19 protein-coding genes are annotated in these 20,397 nt (G+C 74.8%); 9 read left to right on the top strand and 10 right to left on the bottom strand.

From position 1 onward, the window contains the following. The 4 genes from ACFXPX_RS29200 to ACFXPX_RS29185 form a co-directional block, all read left to right on the top strand. The coding region (locus ACFXPX_RS29200) for a TetR family transcriptional regulator C-terminal domain-containing protein (protein ID WP_380644027.1) at positions 1 to 300 on the top strand (300 nt) is incomplete at its 5' end. A 299-nt stretch (positions 301 to 599) separates the two neighbouring features. Further along, a complete protein-coding gene (locus ACFXPX_RS29195; RefSeq protein ID WP_375893511.1) occupies positions 600 to 1,637 on the top strand; it encodes an agmatine/peptidylarginine deiminase in 1,038 nt (345 codons plus the stop codon). A gap of 64 nt (positions 1,638 to 1,701) precedes the next feature. Beyond that, positions 1,702 to 2,895: an agmatine deiminase family protein gene (locus ACFXPX_RS29190; protein WP_380644026.1), complete on the top strand. Its 1,194-nt coding sequence runs from the start codon at positions 1,702 to 1,704 to the stop codon at positions 2,893 to 2,895. A gap of 158 nt (positions 2,896 to 3,053) precedes the next feature. After that, on the top strand, positions 3,054 to 3,500 hold the full coding sequence (locus ACFXPX_RS29185; protein ID WP_380528728.1) for a hypothetical protein: 447 nt from the start codon (positions 3,054 to 3,056) through the stop codon (positions 3,498 to 3,500). 158 nt (positions 3,501 to 3,658) lie between these two features. Here the strand turns inward: ACFXPX_RS29185 and ACFXPX_RS29180 are convergent, their stop codons facing one another. Further along, the gene (locus tag ACFXPX_RS29180; RefSeq protein ID WP_380644025.1) at positions 3,659 to 4,867 is read right to left on the bottom strand and encodes an agmatine/peptidylarginine deiminase; all 1,209 of its coding nucleotides are present in this window, start codon (positions 4,865 to 4,867) and stop codon (positions 3,659 to 3,661) included. 164 nt (positions 4,868 to 5,031) lie between these two features. Between ACFXPX_RS29180 and ACFXPX_RS29175 the strand changes: the two genes are divergently transcribed. Beyond that, on the top strand, positions 5,032 to 5,670 hold the full coding sequence (locus tag ACFXPX_RS29175) for a TetR/AcrR family transcriptional regulator (RefSeq protein ID WP_380405135.1): 639 nt from the start codon (positions 5,032 to 5,034) through the stop codon (positions 5,668 to 5,670). Between the two features lie 110 nt (positions 5,671 to 5,780). Here the strand turns inward: ACFXPX_RS29175 and ACFXPX_RS29170 are convergent, their stop codons facing one another. Beyond that, positions 5,781 to 6,707 (bottom strand): DUF4436 family protein, encoded by a 927-nt coding sequence (locus ACFXPX_RS29170; protein ID WP_380528732.1) that lies wholly within the window; start codon positions 6,705 to 6,707, stop codon positions 5,781 to 5,783. A 286-nt stretch (positions 6,708 to 6,993) separates the two neighbouring features. Between ACFXPX_RS29170 and ACFXPX_RS29165 the strand changes: the two genes are divergently transcribed. Continuing rightward, on the top strand, positions 6,994 to 8,736 hold the full coding sequence (locus ACFXPX_RS29165; protein WP_380644024.1) for a protein kinase: 1,743 nt from the start codon (positions 6,994 to 6,996) through the stop codon (positions 8,734 to 8,736). Positions 8,737 to 8,821: 85 nt separating this feature from the next. Here the strand turns inward: ACFXPX_RS29165 and tatA are convergent, their stop codons facing one another. Further along, positions 8,822 to 9,088 carry a Sec-independent protein translocase subunit TatA gene (gene tatA, locus ACFXPX_RS29160; RefSeq protein ID WP_380644023.1) on the bottom strand — a complete coding sequence of 89 codons (267 nt, stop codon included), beginning with the start codon at positions 9,086 to 9,088 and terminating at the stop codon, positions 8,822 to 8,824. 243 nt (positions 9,089 to 9,331) lie between these two features. On the opposite strand from tatA, the gene ACFXPX_RS29155 reads away from it, so the two are divergent. The 3 genes from ACFXPX_RS29155 to ACFXPX_RS29145 all read left to right on the top strand — a co-directional run bounded on the left by ACFXPX_RS29155 (position 9,332) and on the right by ACFXPX_RS29145 (position 13,108). Then, positions 9,332 to 10,534 carry an agmatine/peptidylarginine deiminase gene (locus tag ACFXPX_RS29155; RefSeq protein WP_380644022.1) on the top strand — a complete coding sequence of 401 codons (1,203 nt, stop codon included), beginning with the start codon at positions 9,332 to 9,334 and terminating at the stop codon, positions 10,532 to 10,534. Between the two features lie 94 nt (positions 10,535 to 10,628). Next, positions 10,629 to 11,387 (top strand): urease subunit gamma, encoded by a 759-nt coding sequence (ureA, locus tag ACFXPX_RS29150; RefSeq protein WP_380644021.1) that lies wholly within the window; start codon positions 10,629 to 10,631, stop codon positions 11,385 to 11,387. Beyond that, positions 11,384 to 13,108, top strand: coding sequence for an urease subunit alpha (locus ACFXPX_RS29145; RefSeq protein WP_380644020.1), 1,725 nt, complete (start codon positions 11,384 to 11,386; stop codon positions 13,106 to 13,108). Before ureA ends, ACFXPX_RS29145 begins: the two co-directional genes overlap by 4 nt. Before the next feature lie 25 nt (positions 13,109 to 13,133). Here ACFXPX_RS29145 and ACFXPX_RS29140 read toward each other — a convergent pair whose 3' ends face one another. The 7 genes from ACFXPX_RS29140 to ACFXPX_RS29110 all read right to left on the bottom strand — a co-directional run bounded on the left by ACFXPX_RS29140 (position 13,134) and on the right by ACFXPX_RS29110 (position 20,394). Continuing rightward, positions 13,134 to 14,507 (bottom strand): NADase-type glycan-binding domain-containing protein, encoded by a 1,374-nt coding sequence (locus ACFXPX_RS29140; RefSeq protein WP_380644019.1) that lies wholly within the window; start codon positions 14,505 to 14,507, stop codon positions 13,134 to 13,136. Positions 14,508 to 14,510: 3 nt separating this feature from the next. Beyond that, a complete protein-coding gene (locus tag ACFXPX_RS29135; protein ID WP_380528746.1) occupies positions 14,511 to 15,077 on the bottom strand; it encodes a phage tail protein I in 567 nt (188 codons plus the stop codon). Beyond that, positions 15,074 to 17,035, bottom strand: coding sequence for a putative baseplate assembly protein (locus tag ACFXPX_RS29130; RefSeq protein ID WP_380644018.1), 1,962 nt, complete (start codon positions 17,033 to 17,035; stop codon positions 15,074 to 15,076). The genes ACFXPX_RS29135 and ACFXPX_RS29130 overlap by 4 nt, the downstream gene beginning before the upstream one ends. Then, complete coding sequence (locus ACFXPX_RS29125) at positions 17,035 to 17,487, bottom strand: GPW/gp25 family protein (protein WP_380528750.1); 453 nt, start codon at positions 17,485 to 17,487, stop codon at positions 17,035 to 17,037. The genes ACFXPX_RS29130 and ACFXPX_RS29125 overlap by 1 nt, the downstream gene beginning before the upstream one ends. Further along, complete coding sequence (locus tag ACFXPX_RS29120) at positions 17,484 to 17,795, bottom strand: PAAR domain-containing protein (protein ID WP_380405161.1); 312 nt, start codon at positions 17,793 to 17,795, stop codon at positions 17,484 to 17,486. The genes ACFXPX_RS29125 and ACFXPX_RS29120 overlap by 4 nt, the downstream gene beginning before the upstream one ends. Positions 17,796 to 17,896: 101 nt before the next feature. Then, positions 17,897 to 19,675: a VgrG-related protein gene (locus ACFXPX_RS29115; RefSeq protein WP_380644017.1), complete on the bottom strand. Its 1,779-nt coding sequence runs from the start codon at positions 19,673 to 19,675 to the stop codon at positions 17,897 to 17,899. Further along, positions 19,672 to 20,394: a LysM peptidoglycan-binding domain-containing protein gene (locus ACFXPX_RS29110; protein WP_360244219.1), complete on the bottom strand. Its 723-nt coding sequence runs from the start codon at positions 20,392 to 20,394 to the stop codon at positions 19,672 to 19,674. The genes ACFXPX_RS29115 and ACFXPX_RS29110 overlap by 4 nt, the downstream gene beginning before the upstream one ends. Positions 20,395 to 20,397 lie beyond the last annotated feature (3 nt).

The following is a 20,397-nucleotide window of genomic DNA, read 5'->3' as shown; positions in this document are numbered from 1 at the left end:
GTCGAGGTCCGGGAGAACAGCACCGCCTGGGGCGAGCTGCGCGCCAGCGCCGTCTTCGACGAGACCCTGCGCGAGGACCTCGCCCGCGCCACCCGCCTCTGGGTGCAGGAGACCGCCGGGCTGCTCGGCGTGATCCGGCCGACGGCCTCCGCACTGGCGCTGGCCGGCGCCGCCGAGCGGCTCACCGCGCTGCTGGAGGGCCTCAGCACCCGCTGGCTCAGCGGCAGCCTGCCGGTCGCCCACGCGCGCGCCCTGATGACCGAGGCGATCGACACCGAGATCGCCCGGCTCGAAGCCTGATCCGCCCGAACCGCCTGGACCGCCGGGGCCGGCGACCCGGGCGGACGGCGCACTCTGTGACGGTGCCTGCGGTGAGAGTCACGGCCATTGCCCGAACTTGACTGACTTTTTAGTCAGTGCGACGCTGCAGGGGACAGCAGGCGCTGCCCGCCCCGTCCGTCGACTCCGTCCCGCTGTGCGCCCACGCGCCGTGACCCGGAGAGTGGAGACGGCTGCGGCCCCCTCCCCCGACGACGGACCGGCCCCCGGGACCGCGGCGCGAACGGCACCTGCGCACCCCGCACGATCAGGAGACCACCGTGAGCTACTACCACGACGACCACTCCGGCGAGTCGGGCCCCTGGGTGCCTGCCGACGACGTCCCGCACGCGCGGACCTGGATGTCCTGGCCCTCCCGCCGGGGCGTGTGGGGGCTGCGCCTGGGCGGCGTCCAGGAGGACATCGCCCTGATCGCCCGCACCATCGCCCAGTTCGAGCCGGTGGTCATGTGCGCCCCGGACGACTACACCGCGGACAAGGCCCGCTCCTGGTGCGGCCCCTCCGTCGAGGTGATCACCGCGATCCCCACCGACGACCTGTGGATGCGCGACATCGCCCCGGTGTTTCGCCGGGACGGCCACGGCGGGCTGGAGGCCGTGGTCCTCAACTTCAACGGCTGGGGCAACAAGCAGGTCCACTACGACGACGCCCGGGCCGCCGAGCGGATCGCCGCCCACCGCGGCCTGCGCCACTCCTATGCGGACTTCGTCGGCGAGGGCGGTGCGGTCGAGACCGACGGCGACGGCACCGTGATGGCCACCGAGAGCAGCCTGGTCAACAAGAACCGCAACCGCGGCATGAGCCGGGACGAGATCGAGGACGCCGTCCTGGAGGCCTACGGCGCGGACAAGATGATCTGGCTGCCCGGCATCAAGGGCGAGGACATCACCGACGACCACGTCGACGTCACCTCCCGGTTCATCCGCCCCGGGGTGGTGATGGTCCAGCTGCCGCCGGCCGACCGCAACGACTCCTGGGCGCGCGACGCCCGCGAGCAGTTCGCCATCCTCTCCGCCGCGACCGACGCCCGCGGCCGCCGGCTCCAGGTCATCCCCGTGCACGGCCCGGACACCGTCCGCTCCCGCAGCTCCAAGTTCGTCGACTCCTACCTCAACTTCGTCCTCGTCAACGGCGGGGTCATCACCGCCCAGTTCGGCGACGCCTACAAGGACGCCGCCGCCCGGGACGCGCTCGCCGCGGCCTTCCCCGGCCGCCACGTCGTCCAGCTCGACGTCGACCGGCTGATGACCGGGGGCGGCGGCATCCACTGCTCGACCATGCACGAGCCGCTGCCGTAGCCGGAGCGCGAGCCGCCCCCGTTCTCCTTCCCGGACCACCCTCGAACCTGCCCGGAGAGCCCGTATGACCAACGCCCGCACGCCCGACGCCCGTACGCCCGACGCCCTGTCCCGCCGCGGCATGATCCGCTCCATCGCCGGCATCGGCGTCGGAGTCGGCGTCCTCACCCTCGGCCTGACTGCCTGCGACCCCAACGACCTCGGCGACCTCGACGGCGCCGTGCCGCCGTCCCAGCAGCCCGGCACCCCCGGCGCCCGCCGCTTCGGCGCCGAGTGGGAGAAGCACCAGCGCACCGTGATGTCCTGGCCCGCCTCCGAGACCGTCTGGGGCGAGCAGCTCCCGGACGTCCGCAAGGACATCGCCGGCCTCGCCCAGGCCATCGCCGCCCGCGAACCCGTCGTCCTGATGGCCCGCCCGGAGCAGAAGGAGGCCGCCCAGAAGGCCTGCGGCGCCGCCGTCGAGGTCGTGCCGGTGGCCGTCGACGACCTGTGGGCCCGCGACACCCTCCCGGTGTTCGTCGAGGAGGGCGGCAAGGTCAAGGGCGTCGACTTCAACTTCAACGGCTGGGGCAACAAGCAGCAGCACGCCAACGACTCCAAGATCGCCCGGACGGTGCTGACCAAGTTCGGCGTCGAGCGCGTCGAGACCCCGCTGGTCGCCGAGGGCGGCTCCTTCGAGACCGACGGCCAGGGCACCCTGATGGTCACCGAGAGCTCCGTCGTCAACGAGAACCGCAACCCGGGGATGAGCCGGGACCAGGTCGAGGCCGAGCTCAAGAAGGCGCTCGGCGTGACCAAGGTGATCTGGCTGGCCGGCGTCAAGGGCAAGGACATCACCGACGCCCACGTCGACTGCCTGGCCCGCTTCGTCGCCCCCGGCGTCGTCCTGCTCGACCAGTCCTTCCCCGGCGGCCCGGCGGACGTCTGGTCTCGCGCGGCCGAGCAGGCCCGCGGCGTGCTCAGGAACGCCACCGACGCGACCGGCAAGAAGCTCCAGGTGATCGAGCTCCAGCAGCCGGACCCGGACAAGATCACCGGGCGCGGCGACGCCTTCGTCTCCTCGTACATGAACTTCTACGTCGGCTCCAAGGGCGTCTACCTGCCCAAGTTCGGCGACACCCGGGCCGACGAACGCGCCCAGCAGGTCCTCAAGCAGTACTTCTCGGGCCGGGAGATCGTCCCCGTGAAGATCGACGCGATCGCGGCCGGCGGCGGCGGTATCCACTGCGCCACCCACGACATCCCGGCCGTCGGCTGACCGGGTACGGGCTGCCGCGCGGCGCCGCGCCCGGCGCGCGGGGAGGCCGCTTCGCCCGGCTCACGGCCGTCCTGCGGGGCTGGCCGGCCCGGCCGGCGGTCGGGGGCGAGGCGGCCGCGGGCGAGGCCCCCGGTGAACTCCCGTACGGCTGGGCGACGGTGACGACCGCCGTGGCCCGGGCCGTGGCCGGCGTACCGCCGCAGGCGCTGACCGTGCGGTCGGCGCAGCGGCTGCCGGCCGTGCCCGCCGTCCAGGAGCACCTGGACGCGGTGCTGGTCGCGATGGTGGAGTCCGCCCTGCGGCGCAGCCCGCCGGGGGCACGGGTACTGGTCCGCACCGAGCTGACCGCCGGCCGGCCCGGAACGCCCGACCGGATCCGGGTCCAGGTGGCCGACCGCGGGCCGGACCTGGCCGGCGAGGCGCGCCACCGGCTGCCCGCGGTCCCCTCCGGATCCCCCGGCACGCACCGCGCGACGGCCGAACTGGCCTGTGCTGCAGCCCGGTTGAGCGCGGCGGGCGGCGGCGCCCTGTCCGCCGGGGCCAATCCGGGCGGCGGGCTGCTGCTGACCCTCGCCCTCACCACCGCGGCCCGCCCGGGCTGGTGAGGCCCGGGGCCGCCGCTTCCGCCGGGCGCTGGAGTGCCCCCGCCCGGATCGACCGGGCGGGGGCACTCCGTCGTTGCGTCGACCGTTGTCCCGGCCGGGGTGGCGGACCGGGCCTCGACGGCTCTACCGGGTTGACGGGTTCTGCCGGGGTGGTGGGTTCAGACGGCGGGCTGCTGCTGGGTGACGCAGTGGATGCCGCCGCCGCCCGCGCCGAGGTAGTCGATGTTGAGCTGCTCGACGGTCCGGCCGGGGAAGAGCCGCGCGAGCGCGGCCCTGGCCGCGGCGTCGGCCGAGGTGTCGCCGAACTGGGCGGAGATCACCGCGTTGTTGCAGAGGTAGTAGTTGGCGTAGGAGCCGACGAAGTTGGGGTCGGTCGAGCGGATCAGGTTGTAGTCGGGTCCCTGGATCTTGCTGACCGCGATCCTGACCCCCTGCGCGCTCGTCGCGCCCGAGAGGATCTGGTACTGCTGGCGCTCGTCGTTGGACCAGACGTCGGTGTCCCCGGACAGCGGCATCTGGACGGCGGCCGCACCGGCGCCGAGGAACCGCGAGGTCGCGTCGACGTGGTCGTCGGTGATGTCCTGGCCCTGGATGCCGGGGAACCAGATCATCTTCGAGGCGCCGTAGGCGGCGTACAGCGCGGACTCGATCTGGGTCTGGGACAGGCCGGGGTTGCGGTTGGAATTGACGATGCTGCTGCTGGTCGCCATCAGGGTGCCGGCGCCGTCGGTCTCGACGGCACCGCCCTCGGCGACGAGTCCGGCGGCCGTGAACGGGATCCCGAGGTAGGCGGCGACGCGCTGGGCCACCAGGGCGTCGTTGGCGTGCGTCTGCTTGTTGCCCCAGCCGTTGAAGTTGAGGCCCACCGTGTCCAGGCCGCCCGCGCCGTTGGTGCGGAAGACCGGGCCGGTGTCGCGCATCCAGCAGTCGTCGACGGGGATGGTGCCGATGACGGTGACCCGCGAGCCGCACATCGACTGCGCCTTGGCGACGCTGGCGGGGTTGGCGCACACGGTGACCGGCTCGTACTTGGCGATGGTCTTGGCGATCAGGGCGATGTTGGCCTGGACGCCGCTGAGCTTGTTGCGCCAGATGCCGGTGCTGTCCGGCCAGGCCATCCAGGTCCGGGTGTGCGGGACGGTGTCGACCGGGACGGCGTAGCCGGTGGTGGCGGGCGCCCTGCCTCCGGATGCCGTCCCGCCGGGTGCCGTGCGGCCGGGTGCCGTGCCGCGGGCGGCGGCCTGCGGCGCGTTCAGCCCGGTCAGCGCGGCGCCGGCGGCGGTCAGCCCGGCGGCTGCCAGGAACCCGCGCCGGCCGAGGCGCCCGAGGGGCGCCGGGTCGGGTCTGTGGTGATCGCGATCGTCCACTTCTACCTCCGTGTCAGTTCCGGCCGACGGCCGTGGAGTTGCCCAGAAGGTAGAACTGGCCAAGCGCTCGGTCAATATCTCGCGCACGGATCGGGTGGGGATCCCTCCGAATCGTTTTCCGGCCCGCCCCTCCCGCGGCCGCCCCGCTCGTTACAGTGGCGGCCATGGCGACACGGGCGACAGGAACAGCGCGGGAGGCGTCCTCCGCGCCGGGCGGCACCGGCCGGGCACGGGCCTCCGCCAAGGGCGAGCAGACCCGGGCCCGGCTGATCGCGGCGGCCCGGACGCTGCTCGCGGGCGGCGACGCCGGGCGGTTCACCACCCGCAACGTGGCCGCGCTGTCCGGGGTTTCGCACGGGATGTGCCACTACCACTTCGCCGACCGCACCGAACTGATCGTCGCGGTGGTCGCCGACATCCGGCCCGAGTGGATCACCCCGCTGGAGGAGGCGGTGGACGGCCCGGGCGGCTACGCCGAGCGGGCGGAGCGGGTGCTCGCCCTGCTCACCCGGCCGGAGAGCCCCGACCTGGCCCGGCTGCACGCGGCGCTGCACTGGCTGGCGCTCAACGACGAGCGGGTCCGGGCCAGTCTGGAGGCGGAGTACGCACGCTGGCGGTCCTGCTTCGTGCGCCTGTTCCGGACGCTGGCGGACGAGCGCGGCGACGGCTCCGACCCCCGCCCGCTGGGCGAGGCCTTCGCCGCCGCCGTGGACGGGCTGGCCGCGATCGGCTCGCTGGACGGGACGGTGGACGCGGGGCGGGTGCTGCGCAGGCTGATGGCCGCGCTGTCCGCGAGCGGGTGACCGGCCGAACCGCTGACCCGCTGACCCGCTGACCCGCTGACCTGCTGACCGGCAGACCGGCAGACCGGCTGACCCGCCCGGGCCCGTGGGGGCCGGGCGGGTGGGTGCGGTCAGGCGCCCTCGGCCTCGGCCTCCTTCTCCCGGCGCAGCCGGTGCTCGGTGCGGATGCCGCACCAGGCGGTGCAGGCCAGGCTCGCGGCGATGATCCCCTCCGCCCAGAAGAACGCCACGTAGTCCATCAGCGATCCGATCGGCGGCGCGCCGGGGGCCGCGTTGCGCATGCCGATCAGGGCGAACAGGCTGGCCGCCATCCAGCCCAGGGAGGGCCAGACCAGGCCCTCGCGCTTGCGGTAGAGCACCTCGGCGGCGCCGAGGACGGCCAGGGCGATGGCCCACATCGCCGCGATCATGAACCAGGAGAGGATGAAGGTGCTGCGGGAGCGGGTGATCCTGGTGTCCAGGGCCACCGCGCCGTTGCTCGCGGTGGTGGCCTGCGGGCGCAGCACGAAGAACGGGTCGGTGTCGGTGAGGACCACGCCGACCGGCACGGCCGTGCCTCCGCTGGTGGCGGCGAAGCCCACCTCCATGCGGTAGCGGTCGAAGGGGTAGTCGGTCTTGGTGCCGTCGTAGATCCCCACCTGGACGAGCTGGGAGGGCGCGGTCTCCCCCTCGGCGGCCTTGACGGTCACCTTGGGGGTGCCGGTGACGCTGATCTCGACCGGGCGGGCGAAGGTCTGGGAGCCCGGGCCGGCGGCGAAGCGGCCGTGCGGGACGGGCGTGACGTAGAGCGTCAGCTGCTGGGCCGTCGGGTCCACGTCCTGCGCGGTGACGTCGAGTTCGATCCAGTCGGCGGCCGAGGGGACGGCCAGCTCGCGGGTCTGCTCGCGGGTGTTGCGTTCGTTCAGGTAGAGGCCGATGCCGCTGCCGCAGAGGGCGACGACCATCGCCAGGAGGACGGCGAAGCGCCAGCTGCGGCGGCGGGGGGCTCGGGGCGGCGTGGCGGGGGGTGCGCCGGTCTCGTCGATGGTGGCCTGCACGGTGGTCCTTCCTGGAGCGCGCGTCGGACGCGGGGCAGGATCGCTGCCGTCCGGGCTGCCGCGCACCGGTGTCTCGTCCGGGGCTTTCCGCTGGGTTGCCCCGCATCCTCCATTGAACTGAAAATTCAGTCAAATGCCCGAATCGCTCCCGTTGCCCCGACCGCTCTACCAGCCCTTCACCGGCCCTGCGCCGGGCCCGCTGCGCCATCCCCTGAGGGAACCTCTAAACTTCGCGGCGATGCCATCCGTGCCCCACCCCTCCTTGTCCGCCGAGAGAGGCCGCCCCATGTCCGCTGACCGATCCCCCTTCGCCCTCCAGCCGGTCTTCCAGGCACTGACCGCGGACGACCCGCGCGAGGTCGGCGGCCACCGGCTGTACGCGCGGCTCGGCGCCGGCGGCATGGGCCGGGTCTACCTCGCCTACACCCCGGGCGGCCGCCCGGTGGCGCTCAAGGTGGTGCGCCCCGAGCTGGCCGGGGACCCGGACTTCCGGGCCCGGTTCGCCCAGGAGGTGGCCAGCGCCCGGCTCATCCACGGACTGTTCACCGCCCAGCTGGTCGACGCCGGGCCGGACGCCGCCACCCCGTGGCTGGCCACCACCTACGTGCCCGGCCCCTCGCTCCAGCAGGTGGTGCAGCGGTTCGGCCCGCTCCCCGAGCGCACCGTCCTGCTGCTGATGGCCGGGATCGCCGAGGCGCTCCAGGCCATCCACGCCAGCGGGGTGGTCCACCGCGACCTCAAGCCGGGCAACGTGCTGATCGCCGCCGACGGCCCCCGGGTGATCGACTTCGGCATCGCCCGGGCGGCCGACGCCGTCGCCCTGACCGGCACCGGACTGCAGATCGGCTCCCCCGCCTACATGGCCCCCGAGCAGGCCATGGGGCAGTCCGCGACCGCGGCCACCGACGTCTGGGCGCTCGGCGCCCTCGCCGTCCACGTCGCGGCCGGCGCCCCGCCGTTCGGCGACGGCCCGCACCCGGCCACGCTCTACCGGACCGTCCACGAGGAGCCCGACCTCGCCCGGGTGCCGGAGGGCCTGCGCGAGCTGCTCCGGCGCTGCCTGGCCAAGCGCCCCGAGGACCGGCCGACCACCGCCGAGGTGATCGCCGCCGCGGCCGGCCACCCCGCGGTGGGCGGGCAGCTGCGGTTCGGCGAGGACTGGCTGCCGCAGCCGCTGACCAGCCAGATCACCCGGCACACCGAGCTGCCGCAGACGCCCGCCGAGGCCGCCGGGACCGGCGGGACCGGCCTGAACGCGGCCCCGACGATGCTGGCGCCTGCGGCGATGCCGACGCCGATGCCTACGCCGACCCCGACCGTGCTCGCCACCGCCGCGGCGGCGCCGGGCGGCCCCGAGCTGCCGGGCGTGAGCGCCACCCCGTCCGGGCCCGCGTCGACCGCTCGGCCGAGGCGGTTGCGCGGGCGCACCGCGCTGGTCGCCGTGGTCGCCCTGGCCGTCGGCGCCGCGGCGACGGTGTTCGTGCTCGACGACCCGGACCCGGTGGAGGCGGCGACGGCCGACACCCCGGTGGCCGGCTCCCCCGGGCCCGGCACGCCCGCCGCCTCGTCGGCGCCCACCGGCCCGTCGGGCCCCGCCCGCACGCCCTCCGCCACCACCGCGCCGAGCCGCTCGACGCCGCCCGCCCCTGCCGCCGACTTCACCCCGGACTACCGGGCGGTGGAGCTCACCTCGGCGGATCCGAACTACGAGTTCGACCTGGCCGCGGGCACGGTGGTGCCGGTCGAGACCGTGAACTGGTACGTGGGGCGCACCGACAGCGAGTTCCTGATCCCGGAGACCGCCGACTCCTACATCGGCCGGGACTCCGGCCTCGGCCCGGCCGAGTGCCTCCAGGGGCTCGGAAGCCGTCCGACCGCCCGGGTGCCGTTCAGCGCCGTCGGGCCGCGCGGCGCCTTCTGCGTCCGGTCCGCGGACGGCAAGGAGCTGGCGATCGTCCGGGTGCTGTCGACGGCGGGCGCGGACGGGGCGGTCAAGGTCTCGCTGGACCACTACCGCCGCAACGGCTGACACCCCCGGGAACGGCCGAGAGCCCGTCGCCGCCCACGGCACGGGTGGGAGCGACGGGCTCTCGGCGCTGATCGGCGGCCCGGGGTCAGACCGGGCGCCGGGCCGGGTCGGCGGCAGCGGGGGCGGCAGGCCCAGGTGTGGCAGGCGCCGGCGCGGCGGGCCCGGCCGCCGGAGTCGCGGGCGTGGCGGCGGGCTGGTCCTCCTCCCGCATGGCCGCCGTCTCCGCCTTGAGGATGCGCATCGACTTCCCCAGTCCGCGCGCCATGTCGGGCAGCTTCTTGGAACCGAAGAGCAGCACCACGACCACCAGCACCACCAGCAGGTGCCAGGGCTCCAGTCCATTGCGCAGCATCGTCGCCTCACCCGGCCTTTCGTCGTCGGGACCGGGGCCGCGTGCGGCGGCCCGGGTCGTCTCGGGATGGTTTGGGTGCTTTCACCGTAGAGCTTGACTGATTTTTCAGTCAATGCGAGAGTGCAGTTCCGGCGATGCCCGGGCCGCCGTGCCCGCCGCCGATCGGCGCAGCGCGCAGCACTCCCCGGAGGCCCCGCCCGCCGCGCCGGACCGGATCCACCCTCGGCCCCACCGGAGTCCACCGTGTCCCAGTCCTCCCTCGCGCGCCGCACGGTGCTGCGTTCCCTCGCCGGCGCCGGCCTGATCGCGGCCGGCGCGACCGCCTGTGCCTCCGGCGGCGACGACGCGGCCGAGCCCGCGGCCCCGTCCTCCGCCCCCGCCGGGCAGCCGTCCGCGAGCGCCACCGCCGCACCGTCCGCGACGGCGGCCCCCTCCCCCGCCGGCGGACGCCAGCTCGGCGGCGAGTGGGAGAAGCACGAGCGGACCTTCATGGCCTGGCCCGCCTCCGAGAACGTCTGGGGCGAGCAGCTCGGCGGCGTCCGCAAGGACATCGCCTCGGTGGCCCGCGCCATCGGCAGCCGCGAGCCGGTGGTCCTGCTGGTGCGCCCCGGCCAGGAGGATTCCGCCCGCAACGCCTGCGGCAAGGACGTCGAGCTGCTGTCCGTCCCGGTGGACGACCTGTGGGCCCGCGACACCGTGCCGGTGTTCGTCGAGGAGGGCGGCAAGGTCAAGGGCGTCGACTTCAACTTCAGCGGCTGGGGCGGCAAGCAGCAGCACGACAACGACGCCCGGATCGCCCGCGCCGTCCTGGACAAGTACGGGATCGAGCGGGTCGCGACCCAACTGGTCGCCGAGGGCGGCTCCTTCGAGACCGACGGCCAGGGCACCCTGATGGTCACCGAGAGCTCGATCGTCAACGCCAACCGCAACCCGGGCCGCGACCGCGACCAGATCGAGGCCGAGCTCAAGCAGGCCCTCGGCATCACCAAGGTGATCTGGCTGGCCGGCGTCAAGGGCAAGGACATCACCGACGCCCACGTCGACTGCCTGGCCCGCTTCGCCGCCCCCGGCGTGGTCTTCCTCGACCGGGCCTTCCCCGGCATGCCCGCGGACGTCTGGTCCCGCTCGGCCGACCAGGCCCGGGCCGTGCTGGCGGACGCCACCGACGCCACCGGCAAGAAGCTCAAGGTGATCGAGATCAGCCAGCCCGACCCGGACAAGATCACCGGCCGGGGCGACGCCTTCGTCTCCTCGTACATGAACTTCTACATCGGCAACAAGGGCGTCTACCTGCCGCTGTTCGGCGATGCCAAGGCCGACGGGCACGCCCAGGAGGTCTTCAAGGACCAGTTCCCGGACCGCGAGATCGTCCCCGTGCAGATCGACACCATCGCCTCCGGCGGCGGCGGCATCCACTGCTCGACCCACGACCAGCCCGCCGGCTGACCCCCACCACCGGTACCGACGACCGGCCGGCCACCCGGCCGGCCGCCCCGCCGCCCGGCACCGCCGCCCCGCACCGAGGGAGAAGGGACCCCTTGTGCAGCTGACCCCCACCGAACGCGACCGGCTGCTGATCTTCACCGCCGCCGAACTCGCCCGTGCCCGCCGCGCCCGCGGCCTGCGGCTGAACGTCCCCGAGGCCACCGCGCTGATCTCGGACACCGTCTGCGAGGCCGCCCGCGACGGCCTGCGGCTGGCGGAGGCCGTCGCCCGCGGGCGCTCGGTGCTCTCCCCGGAGGACGTCCTGCCCGGCGTCCCCGACCTGGTCACCGAGATCCAGGTCGAGGCGGTGTTCCAGGACGGCACCCGGCTCGCCGTGATCGCCGACCCGTTCGGCGGGGGTGGCCTGGGCGAGGCCGCCCCCGGCGCGGTGCTCCCCGGCCGCGGCGCCGAGCCGGTGCCCGCACCGGTCCGCACGCTGTCCGTCCGCAACACCGCGGACGTCCCGGTCTCGGTCACCTCGCACTTCCACTTCTTCGAGGCCAACCCGCGGCTGGCCTTCGACCGCGCCGCCGCGTACGGCATGCACCTGGCCGTCCCGGCCGGCTCCTCGGTGCGCTTCGACCCGGGCTCGGACGTCGAGGTCGGGCTGGTGCCGATCGGCGGCGAGCGGGTCGCGATCGGCTTCGCCGGACTGGTGGACGGTCCGCTGGACTCGCCCCGGGTCCGGCGGGAGGCGCTGCGCCGGGCGGCCGAGCAGGGCTATCTCGGCGCCAACGGCCCGAGCAGTGCGGACGGCCCGAGCAGTGCGAGCAGTGCGAGCAGTGACGACGAGGCGGAGGAGAGCCAGCGGTGAGCAGCAGCAGCGGCAGCGCGTCGATCGAGGCGGCCGAGTACGCCGCCGTGCACGGCCCGCGAGCCGGCGACCGGGTCCGGCTCGGCGACAGCGGGCTGGTCGTCCGGGTCGAGTCGGACTCCCAGCGGCCGGGCGACGAGTTCCTCACCGGTTTCGGCAAGACCGCCCGCGACGGCCTCCACCTCAAGGCCGCCGCCGTCCGCGACACCTGCGACCTGGTCATCAGCAACGTCCTGGTGATCGACGCGATCCAGGGCATCCGGAAGACCTCGATCGGCATCCGGGAGGGGCGGATCGCCTCGATCGGGCGGGCCGGCAACCCGGACACCCTGGACGGCGTCGACGTGGTCGTCGGCACCGGGACGGCGATCGTCTCCGGCGAAGGCCTGATCGCCACCGCCGGGGCCATCGACACCCACGTCCACCTGATGTCCCCGCGGATCATGGAGGCCTCGCTGGCCTCCGGCGTCACCACCATCATCGGCCAGGAGTTCGGCCCGGCCTGGGGCGTCGGCGTCAACTCGCCCTGGGCGCTGCGCCACGCCTTCAACGCCTTCGACGCCTGGCCCGTCAACATCGGCTTCCTGGGCCGCGGTTCGTCCTCCCACCCGGCGCCGCTGGTGGAGGCGCTGGCCGAGGGCGGTGCCTGCGGCTTCAAGGTGCACGAGGACATGGGCGCCCACACCCGAGCGCTGGACACCGCACTGTCCGTGGCGGAGGTCCACGACGTCCAAGTGGCCCTGCACACCGACGGGTTGAACGAGTGCCTGTCGGTCGAGGACACCCTTCGGGTGCTGGAGGGCCGGACCATCCACGCCTTCCACATCGAGGGCTGCGGCGGCGGACACGTCCCGAACGTGCTCAAGATGGCCGGCGTGCCGAACGTCATCGGCTCCTCCACCAACCCCACCCTCCCGTACGGGCGGGACGCGATCGCCGAGCACTACGGCATGATCGTCTCCGTCCACGGCCTGAAGACCGACCTGCCCGGCGACGCCGCCATGGCCCGCGACCGCATCCGCGGCGGGACGATGGGCGCCGAGGACGTGCTGCACGACCTCGGGGCGATCGGGATCACCTCCTCCGACGCCCAGGGCATGGGCCGCGCCGGGGAGACGGTGCGCCGCACCTTCGCGATGGCCGGCAAGATGAAGGCCGAACGCGGACCGATGGAGGGCGACGGCCCGTCCGACGACAACGAGCGGGTGCTGCGCTACATCGCCAAGCTCACCGTCAACCCGGCCATCGCGCACGGGCTCTCGCACGAGGTCGGCTCGGTCGAGGTCGGCAAGCTCGCCGACCTGGTGCTGTGGAACCCGGCCTCCTTCGGTGCCAAGCCGTACCTGGTGCTCAAGGCCGGCTTCCCCGCGTACGGCGTCACCGGCGACCCCAACGCCGCCACCGAGAGCTGCCAACCCCTCGTCCTGGGGCCGCTGTTCGGCGCCCACGGCGCCACCCCGGCGGACCTCTCGGTGGCCTTCACCAGCCGCGCCGCCGCCGAGGCGGGCACCGGCGACCGGCCGTACGACCGGATGACCACCCGGCGCCGGCGGGTCGCCGTCCGGCACACCCGCGGCATCGGGCCGGCCGACCTGGTCCGCAACAGCCGGCTCGGGCAGATCATGGTCGACGGGCAGCGGGGCCTGGTCACCCTCGACGGGACCCCGCTGCACTCCGACCCCGCCGAGGAGGTCTCGCTGAACCGCCTCTACTTCCTCTGACCCCGCCGCGGCGGCGGACACCCCTTCACGTCCGCTTGAAGAACTCCACCTCGGCCAGCGCGACGGTGCGGCCCGGGCCGGTGCCCGCCGCCTCGCGGACGGTCAGCTTCACCTGGACGACGTCGCTGATGCCGGTCGCCACCGTCTGCGGGCCCGGCTGGTCGTTGAGCGTGACCTGCTTACGGTGCACCTCGCCGTCCGAGGCGGTGACCTCCAGGGCGAGCACCAGCGGGCGGGCCTGCTGCCGGAACTGCTCCGGGTCCGCGGAGGCGCCGGTGTGGACGATCAGGTCCACCAGCCGGAACGGGGTGCGGAAGGTGAAGTCGACGGAGTCGCCGATCGCGGGCGCGCCCCAGTAGGTGTTGGAGAGGCCGTCGTCGGCCGCGCTCGCGGGGTGCCCCTCGACCGCGGCCGACGCCGTGGTCAGCGAGGGCGAGACCGGCGCGGTGCTGCCCAGCTTGTCCAGCACGTCCTGGTAGGCGTTCTTGCCGAGCGGGTACAGCAGGACCCCCGCGACCACCAACGCGAGCAGCACGATCAGCGCGATCGTGCGGCGCAGCGCGTTGCCCGAACCGCCGATCCGCACCCGGCGCCGGAACGGCCACCGGGTGCGCCACCAGGGCAGCTCCGGGGCGGCCGCGGTGACGGTCAGCGGGGCCGCGCAGCGCCGGCAGAACCGGCGCTCGGGCAGGTTGGGGGTGCCGCAGCGCGGGCAGGGCGGGCCGTCCTGGGCCTCCTCGACGGCGGAGGCCCGGACGACGGGACGCGGCGCGACGGGCTTGGCGGGCTGCACGGCGACCGGGTCGGTCGGCTCGGTCTGCGGTGCGGCGGGCGGTCGCGGCCTCGGGTCCGGCTCAGGGGCCGGGGCCGGGGCGGGCTCGGATGGCGGGGCGGGAGCCGGTACGGGCCGCGCCCGGGTGGAGGTCGAGCGCGAGGTCTCGGCGGACGGCGGGGACGGCGGCTCCTCGACGGGCCGCTTCTCGACGGGCGGCTTCTCGACGGGCCGTTCCTCGACGGCCGCGGCGGGTTCCGGGACCGCGACCTCCGGGACCGCGACAGGTTCCGGGGCGACGGGCGGTTGGGTGCGCCGACTCCGGCTGGTGACCCGCCGGGAGACGTTCCGCCAGGTCCGCGAGGTGTCGGGGGCGGCCGGCTCGGGCGCAGCAGGCCCGGGCTCGGGCTGGGGCGCAGACTCCGCTTCGGGCTGGGGCCTGGGCTCGGGCGCAGCAGGCTCGGGCTCGGACCCCGTCGAGGCCGGCACGGGCGCGGGCCCGGCCACCGGAGCGGGCGCGGCCCCCGCGGCGGGCGCGCGTCGCGACCACCCCAGGTAGGCGCCGCAGTTGCCGCAGAAGTCGTCGCCCTCCGCGTTGGCCGTGCCGCATTCGGGACACACCGGCATCCGTCAGCCCTCCGCTCGCCCGGGTGGACCGGGCAGGATCTCGACCCGGCAGGTCAGGTGGACCGGGCAGCCGGCCCGGACGACGGCCAGCACCTGGTCCTCGTCCAGCCCCGCGCCGCCCAGCGGCCAGACCCGGACCAGCACCCCGCCGCCGCCCGGTGCGGGCGGCAGGGCGCCGTCGGGGTCGGTGGACCAGGCCGCGCCGCCGCCGTCCGTGATCTCGGCCCCGGCGCCCAGCACCAGGCGCAGCCGCTCGGTGAGCCCGCGCCGGGTGCCGCGCCAGCGGTGCAGTTCCACGGCGCGCCCGATCACCGCCCGGCGCACCTCCTCCGGCCAGGCCGGGTCGACCTCGACCGCGACCCAGGAGGCCAGCCAGTCGAGGAAGTCGGTGGGCGCGAGCTCGGGCCGGAAGTAGGCGGGCAGGTTGTCCAGGGTGGCGAAGACCGGGGCGAGGACGGTGTCCAGGCCGGCCGTGAAGCGCTGGGCGAAGTCGTCGTCGGCGAAGAGCGCGGGCAGCAGTTCGCCGATCGGGTGCGGGCTGGGCAGCCCGGGGACGGCGGCTCTGGTCATGGGGTGCCGTCCCCGGTGACGGCGGTGACCACGACCTGGTGCTGGTGCGAGAAGACCAGGGCGTCCGGCGGGACGTCGACCCGCTCGGCGGGCGCGCCCCGGCGTCCGGTGATCGGGTCGGCCGGGAAGAGCCGCAGCTCCTCGACGCCCGCGACGGCGGCCACCCGCTGGAGCACCGCGAACACCTCGCCGTACTGCACCGCCCGGCCGAACGGCCAGCCGGTGCCGGCGGCGCCGCCGCGCAGCGGGTTGAGGTGGCGGTAGAGCGCGTCCAGCACCGCCTCGCGGACCCGGTCGGGGTCGGCGGCGCGGGTGGTGAGCCGGGCGACCACGGTGACGCCCTGGTAGGCGGGCGGCTGGACGAGGACCCGGGTGCCGATCAGCCGCCGCTCGTCCAGCGCGGCCGCCACCTCGGCCAGCACCTGTTCGTCCGGGATGAGCTGCTCGAAGCGCAGCCGCTCGCCCTCGTCGGCGACGGCCTCCGGCACCACCAGCACCCGCACGGCCCCGGCCTCCCCGCCGGTGGCGGGCACGCAGCTGACCCGGGCGGCGGAGGGCGCGGCCTGCCGGGCGATCAGCTCGAAGTCCCCGGCGGTGACGGCGCGTTCCTGCAGCCGCAGCTGGTGCGGGGCGCGCGCCTTGGCGTTCTCGACCGTCTCGCCGTCGACCCCGCCCCGGGCGGCCTCCCGGTTGTCCACCCGGGCGACGTACGGGACGGAGCTGCGCAGCACCGTGACGGTGTTGCGGGCGACGTTGCCCGCGATCCCGCCGCCGGTGCGGTACTGCGGGACGCGCAGCCGGGCGCCCTTGGGCGGCACCGCGCCGAAGGCGCGCACGCTGCCGTCGGGCTCCCGGACGGCGGGCGGGAACAGGAACTCGCCGTTGGTGGCGTCCAGCACCACGTGCCGGTCGGTCGGCGCGGAGTCGCCGAAGTGCTCGACGACGGTCCAGCGCTGCCAGCCGTCGCCGGCCGAGACCTCGACCGCCGGTGCTCCGCCGTCCAGCAGTACCGGCGGCCGGGCGAGCCGGAAGCGCTGGCCCGCGACGCCCTCTGAGGTGCCCAGCGGCGCGTCGGTGACGGTCCGGGCGTGCACGGCGGTGGCGGTGCCGCCGACGGTGAACACCTCGGCCCGGCGCACGGTCGGGGACTCGGAGTAGAACGGCTGGCCGGGCTGGGGCTCGGTCACCCGGCAGCGCAGCCAGCCGGCCCGCCGCCCGGCCACCACCGAGGCGGTGTGCCCGGCGGGTACGAACACCACCACCTCGCCGGGCCGGTTGAGGCCTCCGGTGGTGTCGCTGCCGGTCTCGCAGGCGATCCAGCGGGCGCCGTCCCACACCTCCCAGACCAGCGGGGGCTGGCGCGGGTCGACGCCGACGCCCTCCACCCGGCTGTCCAGTCGCACGGCCAGGATGCAGCGCGGGACCACGGCGGGCAGGGCGAACAGCATGGCGTCCCCGGCCTCCGGCCGGGTCTGGAAGCACCGCACGTCCGCGCCGTCCGCCAGCCGGCCGGTGACGTCGGCCTGCTCGCCGGTGGCGGAGACGGTGACCAGCCGCTCCAGCGCGCTGGGGACAACCGGGAGGTCCTCGGCGGTGGCGAAGACCACCGCCTCGTCGGTCTCGGTGCGCAGGGTGGACACCTCGGTGCCGGCGCGCAGCAGGACCGTCTCGGGCTGCGGGGCGGAGAGCCAGAAGTCGACTTCGGCGCGGGCCGCGGCGGGCGGGAAGAGCCGGATGCCCAGCAGGTCCAGGAAGGCGGTGTAGTTCTTCTCGGGCACCCGGTTCAGCCGGTAGAGCAGCTGGTCGACCAGGTAGGCGAAGGTCTCGATCAGGGTGACGCCCGGGTCGGAGACGTTGTGGTCGGTCCACTCCGGGGCGCGCTGCTGCACGTACCGCTTGGCCTCGTCGACGAGTTGCTGGAACCGGCGGTCGTCCAGGTTCGGGGAGGGCAGTGCCATCAGCGGGCACCTCCGTTCGCGGCGGCGGCCCGTTCCGGGTCCGCGGTGTCCGCTTCCGGGGACTCCGGGATCGTGTAGAAGGGGAAGACCAGGTTGCGGCGGTCGTTGGTGGCCCGCACGGTGTAGTGGACGTCGATGTAGAGCGTGCCCTCGTCGACCCGGTCGAAGGCGATCACCACGTCGTCGACGGTGATCCGCGGCTCCCAGCGTTCCAGCGCGATCCGCACCTCGCGGGCGATCCGCCCGGCGGTGGTGCTGTCGCCCGGGGCGAAGACGTACTCGTGGATGCCGCAGCCGAACTCGGGGCGCATCGGCCGCTCGCCGGGGGCGGTGCCGAGGATCAGCCGGATCGCCTCGGCGAGCTCACGGTCCCGCTCCACCATGCCGATCCCGCCAGTGGCGTTCACCCGCAGCGGGAAGGCCCAGCCGCGGCCGATGAAGTCGTTGCTCATATGTCCCCGCCGATCAGCACGTTGAACGCCCCGGCGATGATCTGGGCGCCGCAGGTCGTCTTGTCCCGCATCCGGGCCGCGGGCAGGCCGCCGATCAGCACCACTCCCCTGGTCACCCCGCCGAGGTCGGGCTCGACCAGGTTGGCGGGGCCCATCTCCACGTGCGGGACGCAGGCGTGCACGGTGCCCGCCACCGCGGCGGGGCGGCCGCCGATCAGTACCGTCGCCACCTTGAGGGCACCCGGCGGCGGGGTGGTGAGGACGCCGCCGTGGTCGGTCGGGTCCCCGGTCCGGGCTGCGGGGGGCATGTGCGGTCTCCATTTCCGAGGGCGCCCTGCCGGGCACTCTTCGTGCTGCGGTTCCTGCGGCGGTTCCTGCTGCGCTTCTTGCTGCGCCTCTTGATGGTCCGTCAGTTGATGCGCACGAAGGCCCCCTTGAGGACGGCCTCGGCCCCGCCGTCCACGGTGACCGCCGTCGTGCCGCGCACGTTCACCGAACCGCCGCGCACGTTCACCTCGCCGGTGCCCGCGTCCAGGGTGATGCCGGAGGAGGTCAGGCGCACCGTGCTGCCCGCCCCGCCGACCCCGCCGTGCACGGTCAGCAGGATCTCCCCGCGTTGCTGGTCCAGCCGGACCTCCAGCTTCCCGTCGCCGCTGGCCAGCCGGACCCCGGAGCTGCCGCCCGGCACGTCCAGCAGTTCCAGCCGGTGGCCCGAACGGGACACCACGGAACGGCGGTTGACCTTGCCGGCGGTCGCGTCGACCAGCGGCACGTCGTGCGGCGAGGGCCGGTCCACGCCGTTGTAGAGCCCGCCCAGCACGTACGGGCTGTCCAGGTCGCCCTGTTCGAAGCCCACCAGCACCTCGTCGTTGACCTCCGGGCTGACCACGCCGCCGCCCCCGTGGCCGCCCCACTGCACGGTGCGCACCCAGTCGGAGACGTAACTGTCGTCCAGCCAGGGGAACTTCAACCGGACCCAGCCGCGCTGGTCGGCGCCCGGCTCCCGGACGTCGGTGACCACGGCGACGGCCAGGCCCGGCATCCGCGGGCCGCGCGGCGGCGCGTTGCCGCCGGTCGTCAGCCCGGCCAGCGAACGGTCCGGCGAGGTGCTGACCACCACCGTGGTGCGGTAGCCGCGGAAGGGCTCCAGCAGGTGCCGGACCCCGGTGGCGGTGTAGCGGCCGGAGAAGGCCGCGCCGACGTTCCCCAGCGCGACGGCGGTGCCCGCCCGCAGCCGCGGGTTCCCCTCGGCCACCACCTCCAGTTCGCCGAAGCCCCCGGCCACCGAGGCGGCCAGCGAACGGGCGACGGCGGCGGTCTCCGCCTGGGTGCGGTACGGGGTGTCGGCGACGGTCAGCCGGGCCCGGCCGGGGAAGGCCGAGGCCACCACCGAGGGGCTCAGCCCCGGCAGCACGGTCGTCGAGGCGACCGACGGCTCGGTGGCGACCAGGGCGCTCTTGGTGGTGACGTTCCAGCCGCGCGCCTCGACCGTGTCCGCCCCGGCCGCGCCGGTCAGCACCCCGCGCAGCTCCAGCAGGTTGCGCCCGTACTCCAGCACCAGCGGGTTCTGCGGCGCGGGCGTGCTCGGCGCCGGCGCCGAGGAGGCGGGCTGCGGCCGGACGAACTCCAGCTTGCCGTCGTCGTCCACCCGCACCTGGGCGCCGCTCTCCTGCGCCAGGAACTGCAGGAACTCCCAGTCCGGCACGTTCGCCTGGGACAGCTGCTGGTGCACCACCGGGAAGGAGTCGACCTGCCCGCAGGCCAGGCCGGCGCCGGCGGCGACCTCGCGCACGATGTCGGCGGTGGTCATGTTCCGGAAGGCCTTCACCCGGCGCCCGCGCATCAGCCGGTGGGTCACCGCCGCCGCCCGCACCACCGTGTACGAGCCCGTGGTGTCCACCTCCAGCTCCAGCGCCGTCACCTCCCCGGTGAACAGCCGCGCCCGGGTGTTGCCCTGGACGGTCACCACGGAGACCCGCAGCTCGGTGCCGATGGTGATCCCGGTCGCGGAGAGGAAGGTGTGGTCGGCGTCCCGGAAGCTCAGCACCGCCGTGTCCGGCAGGCCGACGCTCTCCTCGATGTCGCAGGACACCAGCTGCGCCGCCCACACCGGCGGCAGCGGCCCCGGCGCCTCGACGACGGGATCCGCGGCGAACGGCCGGCCGCCCCGGGCCTCGGGCGTGGTCACGCCGCACCGCCCCGGGTCAGCTCGTCGATGCCCGGCACGATCAGCTCCGCGCCCGGGACCAGCACCAGCGGGTCGTCGATGCCGTTCGCCTCCGCGATGGTCCGCCAGGCCGTCGCGTCCCCGTACGCCCGCCAGGCCAGCAGCGGCAGGCTGTCGCCCGCGATCACCCGGTGGGTGCTGCGGGCCTCCGGGGAGCCGGAGGTCGGGTTCTGCCCGGCCGGGTCCACGCTCGCCTCGTCGATGGAGAGCGAACAGACCGCGCGCAGCGGGTTGCCGTCCACGTCGAAGAGCGTGTACGTGACGGACAGGCCGGTCAGCACCCCGTTGAACGAGGTCGTCTTCAAGGTGCCCCAGTCCAGCCGGATCCACGGGCTGGCCGGGGTCTTGCGCGCCAGGCTCGTCGGGGTCGGCACGCAGGCCGTCATCAGCTGCTCCACCGCCCGCTCCACCGAGTTGTCGTGGGTCGCGGTCGAGTCCAGGAACACGTCCAGGGAGAGCGAGCGCGGGCCGCTGCCGACGAACTCCGGCAGCGCCGACTGGCCCGCCATCCGGGACGGCGTGCGCCGCCACTCGGTGGACTTGCGCAGCACCAGGGTCGCCGGGTTGAACTGGAGCGGGAGCCGCGCGATCGCACCGCCGGGCTGGGCGCCGACGGTGGCCGGCGGCTCCATGATGGTCAGTTGCGCCCGGGTGACGCTCGCGGGGACCGCCGAGGACATCTG

Source organism: Kitasatospora sp. NPDC059146 (genome assembly GCF_042786665.1).
Taxonomy (GTDB): domain Bacteria; phylum Actinomycetota; class Actinomycetes; order Streptomycetales; family Streptomycetaceae; genus Kitasatospora.
The sequence above is the reverse complement of the archived record's forward strand: the minus strand, read 5'-3'. Positions and strand labels throughout refer to the sequence as shown.

Excerpts from the sequence above, each read along its gene's own strand:
- ACFXPX_RS29190 (WP_380644026.1), top strand. The coding sequence starts at position 1,702 with ATGACCAACGCCCGCACGCCCGACGCCCGTACGCCCGACGCCCTGTCC.
- ACFXPX_RS29165 (WP_380644024.1), top strand. The coding sequence starts at position 6,994 with ATGTCCGCTGACCGATCCCCCTTCGCCCTCCAGCCGGTCTTCCAGGCA.
- ACFXPX_RS29135 (WP_380528746.1), bottom strand. The coding sequence starts at position 15,077 with ATGACCAGAGCCGCCGTCCCCGGGCTGCCCAGCCCGCACCCGATCGGC.
- ACFXPX_RS29110 (WP_360244219.1), bottom strand. The coding sequence starts at position 20,394 with ATGTCCTCGGCGGTCCCCGCGAGCGTCACCCGGGCGCAACTGACCATC.
- ACFXPX_RS29125 (WP_380528750.1), bottom strand. The coding sequence starts at position 17,487 with ATGAGCAACGACTTCATCGGCCGCGGCTGGGCCTTCCCGCTGCGGGTG.
- tatA (WP_380644023.1), bottom strand. The coding sequence starts at position 9,088 with ATGCTGCGCAATGGACTGGAGCCCTGGCACCTGCTGGTGGTGCTGGTG.
- ACFXPX_RS29175 (WP_380405135.1), top strand. The coding sequence starts at position 5,032 with ATGGCGACACGGGCGACAGGAACAGCGCGGGAGGCGTCCTCCGCGCCG.
- ACFXPX_RS29130 (WP_380644018.1), bottom strand. The coding sequence starts at position 17,035 with ATGGCACTGCCCTCCCCGAACCTGGACGACCGCCGGTTCCAGCAACTC.
- ACFXPX_RS29120 (WP_380405161.1), bottom strand. The coding sequence starts at position 17,795 with ATGCCCCCCGCAGCCCGGACCGGGGACCCGACCGACCACGGCGGCGTC.
- ACFXPX_RS29140 (WP_380644019.1), bottom strand. The coding sequence starts at position 14,507 with ATGCCGGTGTGTCCCGAATGCGGCACGGCCAACGCGGAGGGCGACGAC.